Raw genomic sequence first — 20,885 nt, 5'->3', positions numbered from 1 at the left:
GCGCCCCGCGCCCCGCGGCCCCGCGCCCCGCGCCCCGCCCCGCGTACTCCGACGTACGCGTGGTGGATGTCCGATATGTCCAGCGCGTACGTCGGAGTACGCGCGGGCCAGCGCACGTACGTCGGAGTACGCGCGGGCCAGCGCACGTACGTCGGAGTACGCGGGCGTCAGCCGGCCGGCGGGCCGACCGCCAGCGCGACGGCGGTGAGGACACCGACCGCGACGAGCCCGGTCCCGAGCCCGGCCAGCGGGTTGCGCACCAACCAGGCGACGGGTCGGTCGAGCCCCCGCGACGGGTCGGAGCGGCGCAGGCGCCACGCGTCCGCGCCGAGGCCGCGTGCGTCGGCGTACTTCTCGAACCAGAGGGTGGCGAACGGCGGCACGGCGCAGACCAGCCCGAGCAGCGCCTGACCCGGTCGCCAGCGAGCGTCGATCGCGACCACCACCACGGTCAGGCAGTAGGCGATGAACACGACGCCGTGGAGCATCCCGAAGACGCGGACCCCGAGCTCGGTGGTCTCGGTGACGTACTTCAGGAACATCCCGAGCAGCAGGAGCGCCCAGGTGATGGCCTCGGTGCGTGCGACGGTGCGCAGGAGCGAGCGGGGGTGCATGACCACGAGCCTGACAGGCTGGTGGTCGTGCGCTACCCGCCTCCTCGCGACCCCGTCGGTCCCGGTCAGGTCTCGGTGTGGGACTTCCCCCGTCCCCCCGAGCTCGTGCAGTGGGGCGAGAGCATCCAGGTCGTGCTCGGCGGCGTGACGATCGCCGACACGCGGCACGCCTGGGCGGTGCTGGAGACCTCACACCCCCCGACCTACTACCTGCCGCCCGAGGCGTTCGTGGAGGGCGCCCTGCGCCCGGCCGGCGGCTCGTCGTGGTGCGAGTGGAAGGGGCGCGCGACCTACCTCGACCTCGTCGGCGGTGACCGCGTCGCGGCCCGCGCCGCGTGGACCTACCCCGACCCCTCGCCGCGGGCGGTCGTGCTCCGGGACCACGTGGCGCTCTACGCCCACACCGTCGACCGGTGCGTGGTCGACGGCGTCGAGGTGGTCCCGCAGGAGGGGTCGTTCTACGGCGGCTGGATCACGCCTCGGGTCGCCGGCCCCTTCAAGGGCGGCCCGGGCACGATGGGCTGGTGACCTTCGAGTACGACGAGCTGGCGCGATCGGCGTCGGAGCGCGGCGAGGTGGTGCTGCGGCGCCGCCACGACCCGGCCCTCGCGGACCCCGTGCTGGAGCTGCGGGTCAACGGCGTCTTCGTGATGGACACCGCCGAGACCTCGACCGAGGTCGAGCTCGCCCGAGCCGCGCTGGCGCAGGTGGGGAGCCCGCGGCGGGTGCTGGTCGGAGGGCTCGGGCTCGGGTTCACCACCCACGCGGTGCTCGCCGACGAGCGGGTCGAGCGTGTCGTCGTCGCCGAGCTCGAGGAGGCGCTGGTCGGGTGGTTCCGCGACGGGACCGTGGGCCACCCGGCGGACCGTGCCGCACTCGTGGACGGGCGCCTGGACCTCTGGACCGGCGCGGTGCAGGAGGCGGTCGCGCAGGCCGGGGACTCGTCGTACGACCTGGTGCTGCTGGACGTCGACAACGGGCCGGACTTCCTGGTCCACGAGGGCAACGCGGGCATCTACGCCACCCCCTTCCTCGCCGGCGTACGACGGGTGCTCGCGCCGGGCGGCGTCGTGGCGGTGTGGTCGGCCTCGCCCTCGGCCGCGCTGGAGGAGGCGCTGGCCCAGGTGTGCGCGACGGCCTGGACCGTGCCGCTGCCGGTGCGGCTGCAGGGTCGCGAGGAGGCCTACTGGCTGCACCTGGGGGGTACGCAGTCGGCATGAGCACGCAGGAGACCAGGACCGAGCACGACAGCATGGGCGACATCGAGGTCCCCGCCGACGCGCTGTGGCGGGCGCAGACCCAGCGGGCCGTCGAGAACTTCCCGATCAGCGGCACGCCGCTCGAGGCCGACCACCTCCACGCCCTGGCGCTGGTGAAGGCCGCCGCCGCCAAGGTCAACGCCCGCCTCGGCGTCCTCGACCAGGACGTCGCCGACGCGATCGTGTCCGCCGCCGAGCAGGTCGCGGCCGGGGAGCACGACGAGGCGTTCCCCGTCGACGTCTTCCAGACCGGGTCCGGCACCAGCTCCAACATGAACATGAACGAGGTGCTCGCCACCCTCGCAGCGAAGGCCGGGACCGAGGCGCACCCCAACGACCACGTCAACGCCAGCCAGTCGAGCAACGACACCTTCCCGACCTCGATCCACGTCGCGGCCGTGCGCGCGGTCACCGACCGGTTGCAGCCGGCGCTCGACACGCTCGCGCAGTCGCTGGAGCGCAAGGCCGAGGAGTTCGCCACCACGGTGAAGTCCGGCCGCACCCACCTCATGGACGCGACGCCGGTGATGCTCGGCCAGGAGCTCGGCGGCTACGCCGCGATCGTGCGCCTCGCGCAGGAGCGGCTCGAGAGCACCCTCCCCCGGGTCGCCGCCCTCCCCCTCGGCGGCACCGCCGTCGGCACCGGCATCAACACCCCGCAGGGCTTCGCGGCCGCCGTGATCGAGGAGCTGGCCGAGATGACCGGCCTGCCGTTCACCGAGGCGTCGGACCACTTCGAGGCCCAGGGCGGGCGCGACTCGCTGGTCGAGCTGTCGGGCCAGCTGCGCACCTTCGCCGTCGGCCTGACCAAGATCTGCAACGACCTGCGCTGGATGTCCTCGGGCCCGCGCACCGGCCTGGCCGAGATCCACCTGCCCGACCTCCAGCCGGGGTCGAGCATCATGCCCGGCAAGGTCAACCCGGTCCTGCCGGAGGCCACGCTCATGGTGTGCTCCCAGGTGATCGGCAACGACCTGACCGTCACCACCGCCGGCGCGAGCGGCAGCTTCGAGCTCAACGTCCAGATGCCGGTGATCGCGCGCAACGTGCTCGAGTCGGTGCGGCTGCTCGCGGCGGCGAGCACGGTCCTCGCCGAGCGGTGCATCGACGGCATCGAGGCCGACACCGAGCGGATGCGGGAGTACGCCGAGTCCTCGCCCTCGGTGGTCACGCCCCTCAACAAGCACATCGGCTACGAGGCGGCGGCCAAGGTGGCCAAGCGGGCGATCGCCGACGGCACGACCATCCGCGAGGCGGTCATCGCCCAGGGCCACGTCGAGTCCGGCGAGCTCACCGAGGAGCAGCTCGACGAGGCCCTCGACGTGGAGTCGATGACCCACCCCTGACGGGACACGCGATGGGTGAGATCCGCATCGGCATCTCCGGCTGGACCTACGCCGGTTGGCGGGGCGACTTCTACCCCCAGGGGCTCCGTCAGCGCGACGAGCTCGCCTACGCCGCGCAGCAGCTGGGGTCGGTCGAGGTCAACGGCTCGTTCTACTCGCTGCAGCGCCCGTCGTCGTACGCCCGCTGGGCCGCGGAGACCCCCGACGACTTCGTCTTCGCGGTCAAGGGCGGGCGCTTCATCACCCACCTCAAGCGGCTGCGCGACGTGGAGACGCCGCTGGCCAACTTCCTGGCCTCCGGCGTGCTCGCGCTCGGCCCCAAGCTCGGTCCCCTGCTGTGGCAGCTGCCGGAGCGCCTGACCTACGACCACGCGCTGCTCGAGGACTTCCTCACGCTCCTGCCGCGCACCACGACCGAGGCCGCCGCCACCGCCGCGCGGCACGACGACAAGCTGGCCGAGGACCGGGCGCTGACCACGACCGACGCCGACCGGCCGCTGCGCCACGTGCTGGAGTTCCGCAGCACCTCGTTCTGCACCGACGAGGCGTTCGCCCAGCTGGCCGAGCACGGCGTGGGGTGCGTGCTGTCGGACTCCGCCGGCAAGTGGCCGATGGCCGACGCCGACACCAGCGACGTGCGCTACGTCCGGCTGCACGGCGACCAGGAGCTCTACGCCAGCGGCTACTCCGACGACTCCCTGGACCGCTGGGCCGAGCGGTGCCGGGAGTGGTCACCGGACCACGACGTGTTCGTCTACTTCGACAACGACATGAAGGGCTTCGCCCCCTGGGACGCGCTGCGGCTGCAGCAGCGGCTCGCCTGACGCGACGAGGCCCCCGGACGGCGGTCCGGGGGCCTCGGTCGGGGCGTGGTGGGTCAGTACCAGCCGTTGGCCTCGCTGTGGCCCCACGCGGAGCACGGCGAGCCGTAGCTGTCGCGGATGTAGCCCAGGCCCCACTCGATCTGCGTGGCGGGGTTGGTCTGCCAGTCCGCGCCGGCGCTGGCCATCTTGGAGCCGGGCAGCGACTGCGGGATGCCGTAGGCGCCCGAGGAGGGGTTGCTGGCGTGCGGGTCCCAGCCGGACTCCTTGTCCCACAGCGACTCCAGGCAGGAGAACTGGTCGGAGCCGAAGCCGAACCGGCCGAGCATGGCCTGGGCGATCGCCTTGGGGTCGCCGGTGGCCGCCGCGGCCTCGACCGGGTCGACCTTCGCGGTGCGGGTGACCTGGCCGCCCGACCGGGTGGCGGCGCGCACGAGGGCGGCCTTGGCCGGGTCGACCGGGCCGCGCAGCGAGCGCGAGGTGGTCGAGCCACGCTCACCCAGGTCGGCGATGCCGGTGCTCTGGCGCGCCTCGGCCGCGGCGAGCGCGGCAGCGGCCGCGTCGGGCCGCTCGGCCCGGCGGTCGACGGCGACGGCTGCGCCACCGACGGCGCCCAGGGCGAGGGCGGTCAGGGTGACCCCGGTCAGCGCCTTGCGGAAGGTACGCCGGCGCGAGTGGCCGGAGCCGTGCTGGTCATGCTCGTGCTGGTCGTGCGGGGTGGTGGTGGTCGTGGTGTCGGTATGGGCAGGGTTGGAAGTCACAGACTTTCAGCTCGCTGTACGTCGACGGCAGGACAGGCGGTCCGCGTGGGCTGCTCGAGCCCGGGGATCCGGGGATCCGCCAGCCGGCTCCCGAGTGGGCCGGACGTCTTCCACCCTCACCCATCGGGACCCGCGATGTCACGCCGAGGCGGTGTGCGAAGGACCACGCCGCGCGTGCCCGCCTGCTAGCGGCTGGCTAACCCGCTGAGACGGGGTGAGAACGCTCACGATCCCACCCCGTCCCGGTCTAGACCGGTGGGCCCGCTCAGACGGTCACGCTCTCCAGCAGGTCGGTGACCAGCGCCGCGATCGGCGAGCGCTCCGAGCGGGTCAGCGTGACGTGGGCGAACAGCGGGTGCCCCTTGAGCCGCTCGACCACCGCGACGACGCCGTCGTGCCGGCCGACCCGCAGGTTGTCGCGCTGCGCCACGTCGTGGGTGAGCACCACCTTGGAGTTGGCCCCGATGCGCGAGAGGACGGTGAGCAGCACGTTGCGCTCCAGCGACTGCGCCTCGTCGACGATGACGAACGCGTCGTGCAGGGAGCGGCCGCGGATGTGGGTCAGCGGGAGCACCTCGAGCATCCCGCGGTCGAGCACCTCCTCGATCACGTCGGTGCCGGTGATCGCGCCGAGGGTGTCGAAGACCGCCTGGGCCCAGGGACCCATCTTCTCGGCCTCGCTGCCCGGCAGGTAGCCGAGCTCCTGGCCGCCGACGGCGTAGAGCGGCCGGAACACGACCACCTTGCGGTGCTGGCGGCGCTCCATCACCGCCTCGAGCCCGGCGCACAGCGCCAGCGCCGACTTGCCGGTGCCGGCCCGGCCCCCGAGGGAGACGATGCCGACCTCGGGGTCGAGCAGGAGGTCGAGCGCGACCCGCTGCTCGGCGGACCGGCCGTGCACCCCGAACGCCTCGCGGTCCCCGCGGACCAGCGCCACGCTCTTGTCGGCGCGGACGCGGCCCAGCGCGCTGCCGCGCTCGGAGAGCAGCACCAGCCCGGTGTGGCAGGGCAGCTCGCGCGCCTCCTCCAGCTCGACCCGGCCGCCGTCGTACAGCTCGTCGAGGTCGGCGGCCTCGACGTCGAGCTCGACCATGCCGGTCCAGCCGGACTCCGGGGCGAGCTCCGCGCGGTACTCCTGGGCGTCCAGCCCCACCGCGGAGGCCTTGATCCGCAGCGGCAGGTCCTTGCTGACCAGGGTCACGGTGTGGCCCTCGTCGGCGAGGTTGCGCGCCACCGCGAGGATGCGGGTGTCGTTGTCGCCGAGGCGGAAGCCGGAGGGCAGCGACGAGGCGTCGGTGTGGTTGAGCTCGACGCGCAGGGTGCCGCCGACCTCCCCCACCGGGACCGGGCGGTCGAGCCGTCCGTGCTCGACGCGCAGCTCGTCGAGGTGCCGCAGCGCCGCTCGCGCGAAGTACCCCAGCTCGGGGTGGTCGCGCTTGGCCTCCAGCTCGGTGATCACCACGACGGGCAGCACGACGGCGTGCTCCTCGAAGCGCGTCAGCGCGGAGGGATCGGCGAGCAGGACGCTCGTGTCGAGGACGTACGTGCGCGTGGTGCGGTTGGTCGAGAACATCTCGCTCCTCGCGGGACCGGCACGCGCACTCAGCGCCCCGGTCCCTCAGTCGTGGCCGACCGGGACCGGGCCCGAGGGTCCGAGTGCGGACCCTCTCGCTTGTTCGTGAGCTGTCACGAGGTTGGGCCTCCCGCGCCCCGGGCTTCCCCACCCGAGGCTGTTCCGACGGTACGGCGACCAGGGGGCCGGACCGCGCCGACACGCACGCTCGGCGGGTGAACGTGCGGCGAACGGTCAGACGCCGAAGCGGCGATGGCGCTCGGAGTAGGCGCGCAGCGCGCGCAGGAAGTCGACGCGGCGGAAGTCGGGCCAGTAGGCCTCGCAGAAGTAGAACTCGCTGTGCGTGCTCTGCCACAGCAGGAAGCCGCCCAGCCGCTGCTCCCCCGAGGTGCGGATCACCAGGTCGGGGTCGGGCTGGCCCTTGGTGTAGAGGTGCTCGGCGATGTGCTCCACGTCGAGGATGCTGGCCAGCTCCTCGATCGTGGTGCCCTCGCTGGCGTGGTGCTGGAGCAGGGACCGCACGGCGTCGGCGATCTCGCGGCGGCCGCCGTACCCCACCGCGACGTTGACCAGCAGGCCGTCGACGTCGCGGGTCGCGTCGGCGGCGTCCTTGAGGCAGCGCGAGGTGGAGTCGGGCAGGAGGTCGAGCGCGCCGACCGGGTTGATCCGCCAGCGTCCGGCGTCGCGCAGCTCCTGGACGACGTCCTCGATGATGCCGAGCAGGGGCACGAGCTCGGCCTCGGGCCGGTTGAGGTTGTCGGTGGAGAGCAGCCACAGGGTGACGACCTCGATGCCGAGGTCCTCGCACCAGCCGAGGAACGGCTCGATGTTGGCCGCGCCGGCGCGGTGGCCGGCGGCGCTGTCGGCGCCGACCGCCTTGGCCCAGCGTCGGTTGCCGTCGAGCATGACGCCGACGTGGGCGGGGAGCTGACCCCGTTCCTGGGCGTCGCGCAGGCGGCGCACGAGCCGCGCCTCGTACGCCGGGTAGAGCACGCGCTTGACTGCGTCCCGACCGGCTCCCACGAGTCACGAGGGTACTCGGCCGCGGTATTTTGGGACCCATGACCAGCAACGAGCGTGGCGGCGGCGAACGGGTCGCCTCCCACCTGCCCCCCCAGGTCAACCAGGTGGGCGAGTCGGTGCAGTCAGCCCTCCACGAGCTCAAGGAGGACATCAAGCCACGGCTGCGGGGCTGGCTGCACGCGGTGACCTCCCCGCTGACCGTCGCTGCGGGCATCGTGCTGGTGGCGCTCTCGCCGACCGCGATGACCCGCATCGGGTCTGCGGTCTTCGCCCTCTCGGCCGGGCTGCTGTTCACGGTCTCGGCGGTCTACCACCGCGGCACCTGGAGCCCCCGCACCTGGCGGGTGCTGCAGCGTCTCGACCACGCCAACATCTTCCTGCTCATCGCCGGCAGCTACACGCCCTTCACCCTCCTCATGCTCGACGGGACCGACCGGGTGGTGCTGCTCAGCGTCGCCTGGGGCGGAGCCGCTGCGGGGGTGCTCGCCCGGGTGCTGTGGGCCGGCGCCCCGCGGTGGGTGTTCGTGCCGATCTACATCGCGCTGGGGTGGGCCGCGGTCTTCTACGCCGGCGACTTCGTCGCGGCCGGCAACGTGCCGGTCTTCGTCCTCATCGCGGCGGGCGGGCTCCTCTACACCATCGGCGGCGTGGTCTACGGCCTCCAGCGCCCCGACCCCTGGCCGGCGTGGTTCGGCTTCCACGAGGTGTTCCACACCTTCACGATCCTGGCGTTCATCACCCACTACGTCGGCATCTCGCTGGCGACGTACTCCCTGCGCTGACCGTCGGCGCCCGGGGGCTCATCGGCGCCCGGGCAGCAGACCCCTCACCAGGTCGTACGTCGCGCGGTCGCCGGCGGCGACCAGGCGACGCGGCCGCGGGGCCTGAGGTCGGTAGGCCTCCCCCGATGCGGTGCCCATCCACCCCCCGGCCTCGCGCAGCAGCAGGCTGCCCGGTGCGTGGTCCCACGGCTGGGTCCGGACGTAGACGGCGTGGTCGGCCTCGCCGGAGGCGAGCCGCCCGTAGTCGATGCCGCAGCACACCGAGGTGAACCGCAGCCGGCGCGCGACCCCGATCGCCCGCCGGGGCCAGGACCGGCCCTCGAGCGAGGGGGTCGCCTCGACCGGCGCCCGCTGCAGCCGCACCCCGTCCCGCCACGCCCCGGCGCCCTGCTCGGCGACGTAGGCGGTGCGGTGCTGGGGCTGCCAGATCCAGCTGCGGACCACCTCCGCGCGGCGGAGCTCGGCGAGCATCATCGCGTGGTGCGGCGAGCCCTTGACGAACTGGCGGGTGCCGTCGACCGGGTCCACGGTGAAGGCGTGCTCGGCGTGCTCGAAGCGGTCGCGCAGGCCGGGGTCGGCGTGCACGGCCTCCTCGCCCAGCACGAGCGCGTCGGGGTAGGCAGCACGCAGGACGGCGGTCAGCCGCTCCTCCGCCTCGCGGTCGACGACGGTCACCAGGTCGCCGGGCCGGCCCTTGCTCGAGACCTGGTCGCGGTCGAGGTTGCGGAAGCGGGGGTCGACCACCTCCGCGGCGACCTCCTGGAGCAGGGCCAGCACGGCGTCGGTGTCCATCGCGTCCGGGGCAGCCACCGACCCAACCTAGCGAGCACCCCGACGGCGGGTCACCGCACCGCCAGCAGTCCCCCGCTCGCGACGGGCCGGCGGTCGACGCGGGCGCGCAACCACACGCGCTCGCCCTCGTCGAGCCCCAGCGCCCGGGCCTGGGTGCGGGTCATCGTCGCCTGCACCACGGGCGCCGCGGCGTCGGGGCGGACGTCGAGGCGCACCTCGAAGCCGATGCGCGTGACCCGCTCGACCGTGCCCTGGAGCGCACCCCGCGGACCCCCGTCGGAGACGGGGACCACCTCGACGTCGTGCGGGCGCACCAGGCTCCCCTCGAGCTCGGTGACCGGGCCCAGGAAGCTCATCACGAAGTCGTTGGCCGGCGCGTCGTAGAGGTCGTCCGGGCTGCCGATCTGCTCGACGCGGCCGTCGTTGATGATCACGATCTCGTCGGCGACCTCGAGCGCCTCCTCCTGGTCGTGCGTGACGAAGACCGTGGTCACGTGCATCTCGTCGTGGAGCCGGCGCAGCCAGTCACGCAGCTCCTTGCGGACCTTGGCGTCGAGGGCACCGAACGGCTCGTCGAGCAGCAGCACGTTGGGCTCGACCGCGAGCGCGCGGGCCAGCGCCATGCGCTGGCGCTGCCCGCCGGAGAGCTGGGAGGGCAGGCGGTGGCCGAACTGCGAGAGGTGCACCAGCTCGAGGAGCTCCGCGACCCGCTGGTCGATCCGCTCACGTTCGGCACGCTTCTGGGAGGCCCACGGGGGGCGGAGCCCCCCGTGTGTCCTGATCTCGAGGCCGAAGGCGATGTTCTTCGCCACCGTCATGTGCTTGAACGCCGCGTAGTGCTGGAACACGAAGCCCACGTTGCGCTTCTGCGGCGGGAGGTGGGTGGCCTCCCGGCCCTCGATCGACACGGTGCCCTCGTCGGCCGACTCCAGCCCGGCGATGATCCGCAGCAGGGTGGACTTGCCACCGCCGCTGGGGCCGAGCAGGGCGGTCAGCCGGCCGGTCGGGATGGCGACCGACACGTCGTCCAGGGCGACGAAGTCGCCGAACCGCTTGGCGATGCCGTTCACTTCGATGCTCATGATTCTTCCTCGGGTCGCAGGATCGAGACGATGACGATGCAGACGACGGCGGCGAAGGCCAGCATGAAGGCGCTGGCGTAGGCGGTGGACTGCTCGAAGTTCTGGTACTTCCGCTCGACGACGAGCGTGGTGGTCTCGGTCTGGTCGACGATGCCGCCGGAGACGACCTTGACCGCGCCGAACTCCCCAAGGGAGCGCGCCAGGCTCAGCACCACGCCGTACACCACCGCCCACTTGATGCTGGGCAGGGTGATCCGCCAGAACGTCTGGGGGCCGCTGGCCCCGAGGCTGCGGGCGGCCTGCTCCTGCTCCTCGCCGATCTCCTGCAGCACGGGCACGACCTCGCGGATCACCAGCGGCAGCGCGACGAAGGTCGTGGCCATGATCATCGCCGGGGTGGCGAAGACCATCTGGACGCCGTGGTCCATCAGGGGCCGGCCGAGCCACCCGTCGCGACCGTTGTAGACCAGCAGCAGCGCCAGCCCGACCACGACCGGCGACACCGACAGCGGGACGTCGACCATCGCCGACAGGGCGCGCTTGCCGGGGAACTCGTAGCGCACGAGCAGCAGCGCGATGGTGACGCCGAAGACGAGGTTGATCGCGACCGCCGAGAGCGCCACGACCGCGGTCATCCTCAGCGCGTGCTGGACGCTCGGGTCGGCCAGCGCGGTGCTGATCGAGTCGAAGCCGTTCTCGAAGGTGCGGGTGGTCAGCAGGCCGACGGGCCACGCGACGAGGAGGAACAGGTAGGACACCACGACCACGCGCAGCGCCCACTTCACGACAGGTGCCTCAGCCACGGCGAGCGACCCTTCTCTGGATGACGTCGAGCAGCACGATCACGACGAGCGCGATGACCAGCAGGAGCGTGGCGATGGCGGCCGCGCCCTGGGGGTTGCCGTTCTCGATGTAGGTCAGGATCCGCACCGAGGCGACCTCGGTGCGGTTGGGCAGGTTGCCGCTGAGCAGCACCAGAGACCCGTACTCCCCCATCGCGCGGGCGAAGGAGAGCGCGGCGCCGGCGGCCGCGGCCGGCGCGATGGCCGGCAGGATGATCCGCCGGAACGTCGTGAAGCGGCTCGCGCCCAGCGAGAGCGCGGCCTCCTCGACGTCGGGGTCGAGCTCCTCCAGCACGGGCTGCACGGTCCGCACGACGAACGGCAGCGTCACGAACGCCAGCGCCATGAACACCGCCCAGCGGGTGCTCGCCACGTCGATGCCCACCGGGCTGCGCGGCCCGTAGAGCGCGAGGAGCACCAGGCCGGCGACGACGGTCGGCAGCGCGAACGGGACGTCGATGACGACGTTGACCAGGCTGCGGCCCCAGAACCGGTCCCGCACCAGCACCCAGGCGATCGCGACGCCCATGACGACGTTGACCAGGGTCACCGCCGCGGACTGGACGACGGTCAGGCGCACGGCGCTGAGCGTCTGGGCGTTGGTCAGGGTCCGGGCGAGGTCGCCCGGGCCGGCCCCGGCAGAGGTCGCGACGATCGCGACCAGCGGGACCATCACCAGCAGGCTGAACCACAGCAGGGCGACGCCGAGGCCGAGGCCCGAGATCGAGGTGAGGGACCCCGCCCGGCGGGACCGGCGCCGCAGCGCCGGTCCCGCCGAGGTGATCACTGCGGTGGCGGTCATGACGTGCCGGTCTCCTGCTGGAGCTGCGGGACGAGACCGGACTCCTCGTCGAAGAACTTGTCGGCCGCGTTGCTCCAGCCGCCGAAGTCCTTCTCGATGGTCATGAGCGTCTTGGGCTGCGGGAAGGGGTCCGAGGGGTCGTTGGCCCCCTCGACCCGCACGTCGCCGACGTCGACCAGCGGACGGAAGCCGAAGGCGGCGTAGTCCTTCTGGCCCTCCTTGCTGAGCTGGAAGTCCAGCCACTTCCGCGCGGCGGGCGGGGCGTCCTCGGTGACGGCGCCCGGGTTCTCGATCAGCAGCGTCTGGTCCGGGACGACGTAGTCGAAGTCCTCGCCCTTCTGGCGGGCCAGGATCGCCTCGTTCTCGTAGGAGATGAGGGCGTCGCCGGTGCCGCCGGAGAAGGCGGTGGTGGCCTCACGACCGCTGCTCGGCAGCGCGACGGTGTGCTCGAGGAACTTCTTCAGGTAGGCCTTGGCGTCGGCCTCGCTGCCGCCGGTGGCCAGGGTGTGGCCGTACGCCGCCAGGATGTTCCAGCGCGCCGAGCCCGACGAGCCCGGGTTGGGGGTCACCACCTCGACGCCCGGCTTCACCAGGTCGTCCCAGCCCTCGATGTGCTTGGGATTTCCCTTGCGGACCACGATCGAGACCACCGACTGGGTGAGGATGCCCTTGGTCGGGCCGGTGTTCCAGTCCTTGGCCACGAGCCCGGCGTCCACCAGCCGCGTCACGTCGCCCTCGAGGGAGAAGTGCACGACGTCGGCGCCGAGACCGCTCTCGACCGCACGGCTCTGGTCGCCCGAGGCGCCGTAGGAGGTCTTGAAGGTCACGCCCTTGCCGCCGGGGGTCTTCTCGAAGGCCTCGATGAGCGGCTGGTTGGCCGCCTCGAGGATGGAGAAGCCGACGAGGTCGATCTCCTGCTGCTCGCCTCCTGAGCTCGCCTCCGAGCTCGCCCCGCAGCCCGTCAGGGCCAGGAGAGCGGCGGCGCCGAGCGCGGCCGCCGTCGTCGTGCGCACCATTGCGTAGTCCTTCCAGACGTGTCCGACCCGGGGACGTCCCGAGTAACACGAGTAGATTACTAGTCTTTATTGGAAAGATGAAGGTAACCCGTGTCACACCGCGTGTCGAGGCCGGCGCCGAGGCGGGGCACGAGCCGGAATACCGGCCTCCGCCTGCGTGCTTGACTGGACGGAAGCGCCCCACGGGGCGACCTCGAGACCATCCAGGGAATGAGATTCATGGCGACCGTCGAGCTGACCAAGGACACCTTCGAGAGCACCGTCGTCGACAACGACATCGTGCTGGTCGACTTCTGGGCGGCCTGGTGCGGACCGTGCCGTCAGTTCGCCCCGACCTACGAGCAGGCCTCCGAGTCCCACCCCGACGTCGTCTTCGGCAAGGTCGACACCGAGGCCGAGCGCGACCTGGCGGGGATGGCCAACATCACCTCGATCCCCACGCTCATGGCCTTCCGCGACAAGATCCTGGTCTTCTCCCAGCCCGGTGCCCTCCCGGCGGCGGCGCTCGAGCAGGTGATCACCGCGGTCAAGGACCTCGACATGGACGACGTCCGGGCCCAGATCGCCGCGCAGGAGCAGGCCGGCCCGCAGGGCCAGGCCTGACCGGCTGAGCAGCCCCCCGATGGACGCGCAGGCCTGGGACGAGCGCTACGCCGCCGCCCGTCAGTGGTCGGTCACCCCCAACGCCCTCCTCGCCGAGCGGCTCGGCGACCTCACCCCCGCCCGCGGTCTCGACCTCGCGTGCGGGGAGGGGCGCAACGCGATCTGGCTGGCCGGGCTCGGCTGGCGGATGACCGCGATGGACTTCTCCGCCGTCGCCCTCGACCGCGGGCGCGAGGCCGCCGAGGAGCACCGCGTCGAGGTCGAGTGGGTCGTCGGTGATGCGACGCAGGCCCCGCTGCCCGAGACCGACCTCGTGGTGCTCGCCTACCTCCAGCTGCCCGCTGCCTCGCGGCGCACCGCCGTACGCCGGGCGTGGGAGTCGCTCGCGCCCGGTGGCACGTTCTTCCTCGTGGCGCACGACTCGACCAACCTGACCGAGGGGACGGGCGGCCCCCAGGACCCTGCGGTGCTCTACACCGCGACCGACGTGCTCGGTGACCTGGCCGGCCTCGCCGAGCCCGAGGTCGTGGCGGCCGAGCGGGTCGCGCGGGTCGTGTCGTCCGAGGACGCCCACGGCGGCACCGTCGACCGCACCGCCTGGGACGCCCTGGTGCACCTGGTGCGACCCGCCCGATGAGCCCGGTCGCCGTGGTGCGCCGCCGGCTCGGCGAGGCGCTGTTCCACCGGGTCGCCGGCGACGAGGGACCTCGCCGCAGGGAGCGCATCCACAGCACCCCGGGCCCGCGCTGGTTCCCCCACGACAGCGCGATCCAGCGCGTGCACGGTGACGCCTCGATGTTCATCGGTGGCATGCGCGCGGTCATGCTGCAGTCGCTGCACCCGCTCGCGATGCAGGCGGTGGCGGAGAACTCCGGCTACCGCGGTGACCTGTGGGGCCGCCTGGCCCGCACGAGCGCCTTCCTCGCGACCACGACGTTCGCGACCGCCGACGACGCCGAGGAGGCCGTCGCGCTCGTGCGGCGCATCCACGGTCACGTCCGCGGCACCATGCCGGACGGCACGCCCTACTCCGCCGACGACCCCCACCTGCTGCGCTGGGTCCACGTGGCGGAGATCGACAGCTTCCTGCTGGCCCACCAGCGCTACGGCGCCCGCCCGCTCGACCAGGCCGGGCGCGACGCCTACGTCGACCAGGCGGCCCTGGTGGCCGAGAAGCTCGGCGCCGACCGGGTCCCGCACACCGAGGCCGAGCTGCGCGCGACGCTCGACGACTTCCGCCCCGAGCTGCACGCGACGGCCGAGGCGCGCGGGGCGATCAGGTGGCTCGTGCGGCACCCCGACCTGCCGCGTGCGGCGATGCCGGGCTACCGCCTGATCGTGGCCGCCGCGACCGAGCTGCTGCCCCGCTGGGCCAGCGACGAGCTCGGCCTGCCGCGCCACCCCCTGCTCGAGCGCCGGGTCGTGCCGGCGGTCGGTGCGGGCCTCACCCGCACGATCCGCTGGGCCATGGCCCCGCCCCCCGACCTGCTCGAGGCGGCCCGGGCGAATTCCCAGAGGAGCTAGCGGGCGTCGGCCTGGTCGTCGGGGGTCGTGACCTGATCGGTCGTCCCCTCGTCCTCGCGGGGGACCTGGATCTTGCGCAGCTGCTTGCGCATCGAGAACCACAGCAGCAGGCTCGCCGCGCACAGGGAGGCCACCGTGATCAGCGCGATCCAGCCCGGCTTGACGTCCTGCGGGTCGGGCACCGGGTCGGCCGCCTGCCCCACCAGGCCCACCAGGGCCGTCGCGACGCTCAGCAGGGACTCGACCAGCCACACGGTGCTCATGCGCCCATTGTCCCAGGCCGCGCGGCGTCCTCCAGGTGGTCTGGGTCACCGGCCCCGTCGGCCAGCTCGCGGACCCCGGCGAACAGGTCGTCCTCGGGCAGGTCGGTCTCGACCAGGCTGCGGGCCAGCTCGTAGTCCTCGGTGGGCCACACCTGCTGGTGGACCTCCAGGGGCACGGCGAACCAGAAACCCTCGGGATCGATCTGGGTCGCGTGCGCGATGAGGGCGCGGTCGCGCACCGCGAACCAGTCCGCGCACTCCACCCGGGTGGTCACGCGGGCGGCGTGGACCGGGTCGGGCTTCCAGTCGCGCAGCCGCTCCTCGTACGGCGACTCGAGGCCCCGGCGCAGCATCTCGTCGTTGAGCGCCTTGAAGCGGGCGTAGTGGAACGAGTGGTGGTAGTAGAGCTTGAGCGGCTGCCACGGCTCCCCCGAGTCGGGGTAGCGGTCGGGGTCGCCGGCCGCCTCGAAGGCGTGCACGGCCACCTTGTGGCACATGATGTGGTCGGGGTGCGGGTAGCCGCCGTTCTCGTCGTACGTCGTCATCACGTGCGGCTTGAACTCGCGCACCAGGCGGACCAGGGGCTCGGCCGCCTCCTCCACGTCCATCAGCGCGAAGCAGCCCTCGGGCAGCGGCGGCTTGGGGTCGCCCTCGGGGAAGCCGGAGTCGACCCAGCCCAGCCAGTCCTGCTTGATCCCGAGGATCTCGCGGGCGGCGTCCATCTCCTGCCGGCGGATCTCGGCGATGTTGGCCAGCACGTCGGGCCGGTCCATGTTGGGGTTGAGGATCGAGCCACGCTCCCCGCCCGTGCAGGTGGCGACGTGGACGTCGACCCCCTCGGCGACGTACCTCGCCGTCGACGCCGCGCCCTTGCTGGACTCGTCGTCGGGGTGGGCGTGCACGTGCATCAGGCGCAGCATGGCCTCCATCCTAGGGAGGGGTGTGCACCGGGCGGCTCCTAGGATGGACCGCATGACCGACCCCACGGCCCTGGCCGACCGCTACGGGTCGGGGTCGCGCAACCGCACCAACCTCGTGCTCGCCGTCGCCGCCGTCGCCGGCATCGCACTGGTCGCGGTGACGATCTGGTCCTTCGTGTCGCAGGCCGACCCCGACGTGCGCTCGACGCTGCGCACCTACGACATCCGGTCCGAGCACGAGGTGGTCGCCGAGCTGGTCGTCGCGCGCGGCGACACCGACGTGCGTGCCACGTGCCGGCTGCACGCGGTCGCCCAGGACCACTCGACCGTCGGCCGGGCCCAGCAGGTCGTGGACAGCGGCAGGGCGACGCAGGTCCTCGAGGTGCGGATCCCCACCGAGCGCCGTGCGGTGAGCGTGGTCGCCGACGGGTGCACCTCGCCCGACCAGCACCGCCCCCGCTAGACTCGAACACTTGCCTGCCCACGAGCACCACGTCCGGCCACGGACGTTCTGAGAAGGAGACGCTGGTGACCCAGCAGAGCGAGAACACCGGCCGCACCGACACCGTGTGGATGACCCAGGAGTCCTACGACAAGCTCACCGCGGAGCTGGAGAACCTCAAGGGTCCCGTCCGCGAGGACATCGTCAACAAGATCGCTGCCGCCCGCGACGAGGGTGACCTCAAGGAGAACGGCGGCTACCACGCCGCGCGCGAGGAGCAGGGCAAGCTCGAGGCCCGCATCAAGCAGCTGGAGGACCAGCTGCGCAAGGCCGAGGTCGGCGCGCGACCGGCCGACGACGGCGTGGTCGAGCCCGGCATGGTCGTCACCGTCGAGTTCGGCCCCGGCGACGAGGAGCGCTTCCTCCTCGGCTCCCGCGAGATGTCCGACCACGTGGAGGGGCTGACCGTCTACTCCCCGCAGTCCCCGATGGGTGCTGCGATCTCCGGCCACCAGGTCGGCGACGACGTCGCCTTCGAGGGCCCGACCGGCAAGAAGATCGCGATCAAGATCACCGCCGCCAAGCCCTACGAGGGCTGAGCGCGACTCACTCCCGGACGCCGTAGCCCGCGGCCCGCAGGTGCGCCAGCACCTCGGCCGCGTGCTCGGCGCCCTTGGCCTCCAGCTGCACCGCGACGTCGACCTCGCCGATGTGGAGGTACGCCGACGTGCGCTCGTGCCGCAGGTCGATCACGTTGGCCCCGGTCTCGGCGATCACGGCCAGCAGCCCCGCGAGGCCGCCCGGGCGGTCGGGGATGACGACCGTGCACGCGAGGTAGCGGCCCGAGGCCGCCAGCCCGTGCCGGATCACGTTCATCAGCAGCAGCGGGTCGATGTTGCCGCCGGAGAGCACCACGACCGCGGGCGTCTCGAACCTCGCACCGCCGACGCCCTCGGCGCGGTCAAGGACGGCCGCGACCCCGGCCGCACCGGCCGGCTCGACGACCAGCTTGGCGCGCTCGACCAGCATGAGCAGGGCCCACGACAGTCGGTCCTCGCTGACCGTCGTGACCTCGTCGACCATCCGCAGGACGGTCGAGAACGGCACGTCGCCGGGCCGCCCGATCGCGATGCCGTCGGCCATCGTGCTCATCGACTCCAGCGGGGTCGGCGCGCCCTCGCGCAGCGACGGCGGGTAGGCCGCCGCCCCCTCCGCCTGCACCCCGACCAGGTGGACGTCGGGACGCGTGGGTTTCACCGCCGCCGCGATGCCGGCCAGCAGCCCGCCCCCGCCGGTCGGCACGACGAGGGTCTTCACCTCGGGGCACTGCTCGAGGATCTCGGCGCCGCAGGTGGCCTGGCCGAGCACGATGTCCTCGTGGTCGAAGGGGTGCACGAGCACGGCGCCTGTGGCGTCGGCGTACTTCCTGGCCTCCTGCAGCGCGACGTCGACGGTGTTGCCGTGGAAGCGCACCTCGGCGCCGTAGCCGCGGGTGGCCTTGATCTTGGGGATCGGGGCCCCGTGCGGCATGTAGACGATGGACCGGATGCCCAGCATCTGCGCCGCGAGCGCGACGCCCTGCGCGTGGTTGCCGGCGCTGGCGGCGACGACCCCACGGGCCTTCTCCTCGCTGCTCAGCCGCGCCATGCGGACGTAGGCGCCGCGGATCTTGAAGGAGCCGGCGCGCTGGAGGTTCTCGGCCTTGAAGTACACCGGGCCGCCGGCGATCTTGGAGAGCCAGCGTGACTCCTCCAGCGGCGTGCGCACGGCGACGTCCTGGAGCAGCCGGCGGGCCTCGGTGATCTCCTCGGCGGTGGGGACGGGAGCATCGGGAGTCGTCACGTCCACACGATAGGACCCCTCAGCGGCCCGGGTCCTCGGCCACCTCGTCCTCGGTGCTGACCAGTGAGCCCGCGGTGACCGACGGTGGTGGTGGCTCGGCGGCGAGGTAGGTGACCACGGCGTTCGCGCAGGCGACGAGGGGGACGGCGAGCAGCGCGCCCAGGATGCCGGCGACCACGATGCCGCAGGCGACCGCCAGGATGACCCCGAGCGGGTGCACGGCGACCATGCGGCCGAGCAGGAACGGCTGCAGCACATGGGCCTCGAGCTGCTGGACGCCGATGACGCCCGCGGTCATGAGCAGCGCCACGAAGGGGCCCTGGTCGACGAGCGCGACCAGCACCGCGACCGAGCCGGAGACCGTCGAGCCGACCAGCGGCACGAAGGAGCCGAGGAACACCAGGACGCCGATCGCCATCACGAAGGGCACCTTGAGGACCGCGGCGACGATCATGATGCCGATCGCGTCGGTGGCGGCGACGAGCACCGTCGCCCGGACGTACTGGGTCAGGCTCAGCCAGGCCACTCGTCCGGAGGCGTCGGCCCGCCCGCGGGCGGCACGAGGGAACAGCCGGACCACCCACAGCCAGATCCGGTCGCCGTCGGCGAGGAAGAAGTAGGTCGAGAACAGCGCGATGAAGAACGCCGCGACGACGTGGCTGATCGCGGTGCCGACCTCCTGGACGCGGCCGGCCAGCTGCTTGTTGGACGACAGCACGAGGTCCTGCATCGACTTGATCGAGTCGTCGATCTGCTTGTCGGTGGCGTGCAGTGGCCCGTCCTGCAGCCAGGTGCGGATCTGGTCGAGAGCGGTGACCACCTGGTCGGCCAGGTCGTTGGCGCCCTGGACGACCTGCTGGGTCGCGAACACGAGCATGAGCACCACCGCGCCGACCAGCGTCACGACGACCAGCAGCGTCGAGAGTCCTCGGGGCAGGACGCGGGCCATGACCGCGACGACGGGGGCGGCCAGGGCGGCCACGAAGAGCGCAGCGAACACCGGGACCAGGACCAGCGTGACGTGCCCCACCATCCACAGCAGCACGCCGGCCGCGCCGATGATGACCAGGAGCCGCCACGACCAGGCCGCGGCGAGGTCGACGCCGTAGGGCACCTGGGCCCGGGTGAAGTTCGAGGCCCCGCCGGTCACGACCGGGCGGAGCTGGACCTGCGCCAGCTCGGCGCGGTGGCGGGCGCGCTGCTCGGCCAGGTGCGCCGCCCAGGCCTGGGCGCGCACGAGGCGGTCGTGAGCGGACTCCTCGCCGGCGCCGCGCCGTCCCCGGCGGCGCGAACGCTGCTCCGGCGGTCCCTCGACGCCCTCGCCGTCCTGCGGCTCGTCCTCGCTCCCGGTCATCCGCTCACTCTAGGGACACCGGCCACGTCCCGACCCACCCTTGCCGCGGGCGGGGGTCCTCAGCCCAGCGCCTGCTCGAGGTCGACCAGCAGGTCGTCGACGGTCTCGACCCCCACGCTGAGGCGCACCAGGTCGGCGGGCACCTCCAGCTCGGTGCCGCTCACCGAGGCGTGGGTCATCCGGCCCGGGTGCTCGATCAGCGACTCGACCCCGCCGAGCGACTCTCCCAGGGTCCACACCTGCGTGCGCCCGCACAGGTCGACCGCGGCCTGCTCGCCCGCCTTGACCCGGAACGACACGATGCCGCCGAACCGCTTCATCTGGCGCGCCGCGACCTCGTGGCCCGGGTGGCCCGAGCGGCCGGGGTAGAACACCTCGCCCACCCCGGGGTGCTGCTCGAGGAACCGCACCACCGCCTCGGCGTTGTCGCAGTGGCGCTCCATCCGCAGGGCGAGGGTCTTGAGGCCGCGCAGCACGAGCCAGGAGTCGAACGGACCGGCCACGGCGCCCATGGCGTTCTGGTGGAAGCCGATGCGCTCGGCCAGCTGCTCGTCGTGGACCACCAGGGCACCGCCGACCACGTCGCTGTGCCCGCCGGCGTACTTCGTGGTGCTGTGGAGGACGACGTCGGCGCCGTGCGAGATCGGCTGCTGGAGGTAGGACGAGGCGAAGGTGTTGTCGACCACCAGCAGCGCGCCCGCGTCGTGGGCGACCTCGGCCAGGGCCGCGAGGTCGGCGATGTTGAGCAGCGGGTTGGTCGGGGTCTCGACCCACACCGCCCTGGTCTCCCCCGGCCGGATCGCGGCTGCGACGGCCTCGGGGTCGCTGACCGGCGCGGTGGAGTGCTCCAGCCCCCACGGCCGCTCGACCTGGTCGACCAGCCGGTAGGTGCCGCCGTAGGCGTCATCGGGTACGACGACGTGGTCCCCCGGGCGGCAGATCGTGCGGAGCAGCGTGTCCTCGGCCGCGAGGCCGCTGGCGAACGCGAACCCGTGGCTCCCGCCCTCGAGGCTGGCCAGGCAGCGCTCCAGGGCGGTGCGGGTCGGGTTGCCGCTGCGGGAGTACTCGTAGCCGCCGCGCAGCCCTCCCACACCGTCCTGCTTGTAGGTGCTGGTGGCGTAGATCGGCGGGATCACGCTGCCGGTCGCGGCGTCGGGCTCGGAGCCGACGTGGATCGCACGGGACTCGAAACCCAGCTCGGGGGGGTGCTCGTCGCTCATCCTC

The 20,885-nt window shown here is 72.7% G+C and carries 24 protein-coding genes; 10 read left to right on the top strand and 14 right to left on the bottom strand.

What is annotated here, in order from left to right; genetic code table 11:
- Positions 1-167 precede the first annotated feature (167 nt).
- Complete coding sequence (locus J2S63_RS12865; protein ID WP_310302820.1) at positions 168-614, bottom strand: DUF3817 domain-containing protein; 447 nt, start codon at positions 612-614, stop codon at positions 168-170.
- Here J2S63_RS12865 and J2S63_RS12860 point away from each other — a divergent pair.
- Genes J2S63_RS12860 through J2S63_RS12845 form a run of 4 tightly spaced genes read left to right on the top strand, consistent with a single transcriptional unit; the run spans position 609 to position 4,043 of the window.
- Entirely contained in the window at positions 609-1,142 is a 534-nt protein-coding gene (locus J2S63_RS12860; RefSeq protein ID WP_310302818.1) for a DUF427 domain-containing protein, read from the top strand. The two genes, J2S63_RS12865 and J2S63_RS12860, sit on opposite strands and share 6 nt — an antisense overlap.
- Positions 1,139-1,834 carry a spermidine synthase gene (locus J2S63_RS12855; protein WP_310302815.1) on the top strand — a complete coding sequence of 232 codons (696 nt, stop codon included), beginning with the start codon at positions 1,139-1,141 and terminating at the stop codon, positions 1,832-1,834. Before J2S63_RS12860 ends, J2S63_RS12855 begins: the two co-directional genes overlap by 4 nt.
- On the top strand, positions 1,831-3,219 hold the full coding sequence (locus J2S63_RS12850; protein WP_310302812.1) for a class II fumarate hydratase: 1,389 nt from the start codon (positions 1,831-1,833) through the stop codon (positions 3,217-3,219). Before J2S63_RS12855 ends, J2S63_RS12850 begins: the two co-directional genes overlap by 4 nt.
- An 11-nt stretch (positions 3,220-3,230) precedes the next feature.
- On the top strand, positions 3,231-4,043 hold the full coding sequence (locus J2S63_RS12845; protein ID WP_310302809.1) for a DUF72 domain-containing protein: 813 nt from the start codon (positions 3,231-3,233) through the stop codon (positions 4,041-4,043).
- A gap of 53 nt (positions 4,044-4,096) precedes the next feature.
- Here the strand turns inward: J2S63_RS12845 and J2S63_RS12840 are convergent, their stop codons facing one another.
- From J2S63_RS12840 to J2S63_RS12830, 3 genes are all read right to left on the bottom strand, one after another.
- Complete coding sequence (locus J2S63_RS12840) at positions 4,097-4,801, bottom strand: aggregation-promoting factor C-terminal-like domain-containing protein (RefSeq protein WP_310302805.1); 705 nt, start codon at positions 4,799-4,801, stop codon at positions 4,097-4,099.
- A gap of 265 nt (positions 4,802-5,066) precedes the next feature.
- A complete protein-coding gene (phoH2, locus tag J2S63_RS12835) occupies positions 5,067-6,374 on the bottom strand; it encodes an RNA 5'-3' helicase PhoH2 (RefSeq protein ID WP_310302802.1) in 1,308 nt (435 codons plus the stop codon).
- A gap of 234 nt (positions 6,375-6,608) precedes the next feature.
- The gene (locus tag J2S63_RS12830; protein ID WP_310302799.1) at positions 6,609-7,397 is read right to left on the bottom strand and encodes an isoprenyl transferase; all 789 of its coding nucleotides are present in this window, start codon (positions 7,395-7,397) and stop codon (positions 6,609-6,611) included.
- Between the two features lie 38 nt (positions 7,398-7,435).
- Here J2S63_RS12830 and trhA point away from each other — a divergent pair, with 38 nt between their 5' ends.
- Positions 7,436-8,179, top strand: a complete 744-nt coding sequence (gene trhA, locus J2S63_RS12825; protein WP_310302796.1) for a PAQR family membrane homeostasis protein TrhA — start codon at positions 7,436-7,438, stop codon at positions 8,177-8,179.
- Between the two features lie 18 nt (positions 8,180-8,197).
- On the opposite strand, the gene J2S63_RS12820 is transcribed toward trhA, so the two are convergent.
- The 5 genes from J2S63_RS12820 to J2S63_RS12800 are packed head-to-tail and all read right to left on the bottom strand — an operon-like array spanning position 8,198 to position 12,713.
- Entirely contained in the window at positions 8,198-8,989 is a 792-nt protein-coding gene (locus tag J2S63_RS12820) for an inositol monophosphatase family protein (protein ID WP_310302794.1), read from the bottom strand.
- Between the two features lie 32 nt (positions 8,990-9,021).
- Positions 9,022-10,053, bottom strand: a complete 1,032-nt coding sequence (locus J2S63_RS12815; RefSeq protein ID WP_310302791.1) for a sulfate/molybdate ABC transporter ATP-binding protein — start codon at positions 10,051-10,053, stop codon at positions 9,022-9,024.
- Positions 10,050-10,856: a sulfate ABC transporter permease subunit gene (locus tag J2S63_RS12810; protein WP_310302788.1), complete on the bottom strand. Its 807-nt coding sequence runs from the start codon at positions 10,854-10,856 to the stop codon at positions 10,050-10,052. Before J2S63_RS12810 ends, J2S63_RS12815 begins: the two co-directional genes overlap by 4 nt.
- Positions 10,849-11,697 (bottom strand): sulfate ABC transporter permease subunit CysT, encoded by an 849-nt coding sequence (gene cysT / locus J2S63_RS12805; RefSeq protein ID WP_310302786.1) that lies wholly within the window; start codon positions 11,695-11,697, stop codon positions 10,849-10,851. The genes J2S63_RS12810 and cysT overlap by 8 nt, the downstream gene beginning before the upstream one ends.
- Positions 11,694-12,713, bottom strand: a complete 1,020-nt coding sequence (locus tag J2S63_RS12800; protein WP_310302783.1) for a sulfate ABC transporter substrate-binding protein — start codon at positions 12,711-12,713, stop codon at positions 11,694-11,696. Before J2S63_RS12800 ends, cysT begins: the two co-directional genes overlap by 4 nt.
- A gap of 219 nt (positions 12,714-12,932) precedes the next feature.
- On the opposite strand from J2S63_RS12800, the gene J2S63_RS12795 reads away from it, so the two are divergent.
- From J2S63_RS12795 to J2S63_RS12785, 3 genes are read left to right on the top strand one after another with little or no spacing between them, the layout of a single operon-like run.
- Positions 12,933-13,316, top strand: a complete 384-nt coding sequence (locus J2S63_RS12795) for a thioredoxin family protein (protein WP_310306693.1) — start codon at positions 12,933-12,935, stop codon at positions 13,314-13,316.
- A 19-nt stretch (positions 13,317-13,335) separates the two neighbouring features.
- Positions 13,336-13,953 carry a class I SAM-dependent methyltransferase gene (locus J2S63_RS12790; RefSeq protein ID WP_310302781.1) on the top strand — a complete coding sequence of 206 codons (618 nt, stop codon included), beginning with the start codon at positions 13,336-13,338 and terminating at the stop codon, positions 13,951-13,953.
- Positions 13,950-14,840 carry an oxygenase MpaB family protein gene (locus tag J2S63_RS12785; RefSeq protein WP_310302777.1) on the top strand — a complete coding sequence of 297 codons (891 nt, stop codon included), beginning with the start codon at positions 13,950-13,952 and terminating at the stop codon, positions 14,838-14,840. The genes J2S63_RS12790 and J2S63_RS12785 overlap by 4 nt, the downstream gene beginning before the upstream one ends.
- Here the strand turns inward: J2S63_RS12785 and J2S63_RS12780 are convergent.
- Both J2S63_RS12780 and mca read right to left on the bottom strand, forming a co-directional pair.
- A complete protein-coding gene (locus J2S63_RS12780; RefSeq protein WP_310302774.1) occupies positions 14,837-15,103 on the bottom strand; it encodes an ABC-2 family transporter permease in 267 nt (88 codons plus the stop codon). The two genes, J2S63_RS12785 and J2S63_RS12780, sit on opposite strands and share 4 nt — an antisense overlap.
- A complete protein-coding gene (gene mca, locus J2S63_RS12775; RefSeq protein ID WP_310302771.1) occupies positions 15,100-16,032 on the bottom strand; it encodes a mycothiol conjugate amidase Mca in 933 nt (310 codons plus the stop codon). The genes J2S63_RS12780 and mca overlap by 4 nt, the downstream gene beginning before the upstream one ends.
- Positions 16,033-16,075: 43 nt before the next feature.
- On the opposite strand from mca, the gene J2S63_RS12770 reads away from it, so the two are divergent.
- Together J2S63_RS12770 and greA are read left to right on the top strand one after the other, a co-directional pair.
- Complete coding sequence (locus tag J2S63_RS12770; RefSeq protein WP_310302768.1) at positions 16,076-16,486, top strand: DUF4307 domain-containing protein; 411 nt, start codon at positions 16,076-16,078, stop codon at positions 16,484-16,486.
- Positions 16,487-16,551: 65 nt separating this feature from the next.
- A complete protein-coding gene (gene greA, locus J2S63_RS12765) occupies positions 16,552-17,064 on the top strand; it encodes a transcription elongation factor GreA (protein ID WP_310302765.1) in 513 nt (170 codons plus the stop codon).
- A 7-nt stretch (positions 17,065-17,071) separates the two neighbouring features.
- Here the strand turns inward: greA and ilvA are convergent, their stop codons facing one another.
- Genes ilvA through J2S63_RS12750 form a run of 3 tightly spaced genes read right to left on the bottom strand, consistent with a single transcriptional unit; the run spans position 17,072 to position 20,881 of the window.
- On the bottom strand, positions 17,072-18,307 hold the full coding sequence (gene ilvA / locus J2S63_RS12760; RefSeq protein WP_310302760.1) for a threonine ammonia-lyase: 1,236 nt from the start codon (positions 18,305-18,307) through the stop codon (positions 17,072-17,074).
- A 19-nt stretch (positions 18,308-18,326) separates the two neighbouring features.
- Positions 18,327-19,661, bottom strand: coding sequence for an AI-2E family transporter (locus J2S63_RS12755; protein WP_310302757.1), 1,335 nt, complete (start codon positions 19,659-19,661; stop codon positions 18,327-18,329).
- A 59-nt stretch (positions 19,662-19,720) separates the two neighbouring features.
- Positions 19,721-20,881 (bottom strand): cystathionine gamma-synthase, encoded by a 1,161-nt coding sequence (locus J2S63_RS12750; protein WP_310302754.1) that lies wholly within the window; start codon positions 20,879-20,881, stop codon positions 19,721-19,723.
- Positions 20,882-20,885: the final 4 nt, after the last annotated feature.

Source organism: Nocardioides marmoribigeumensis, assembly GCF_031458325.1.
Classification (GTDB): domain Bacteria; phylum Actinomycetota; class Actinomycetes; order Propionibacteriales; family Nocardioidaceae; genus Marmoricola_A; species Marmoricola_A marmoribigeumensis.
Note: the sequence above shows the minus strand (reverse complement) of the source record. Positions and strands in the feature narration are given on the sequence as shown.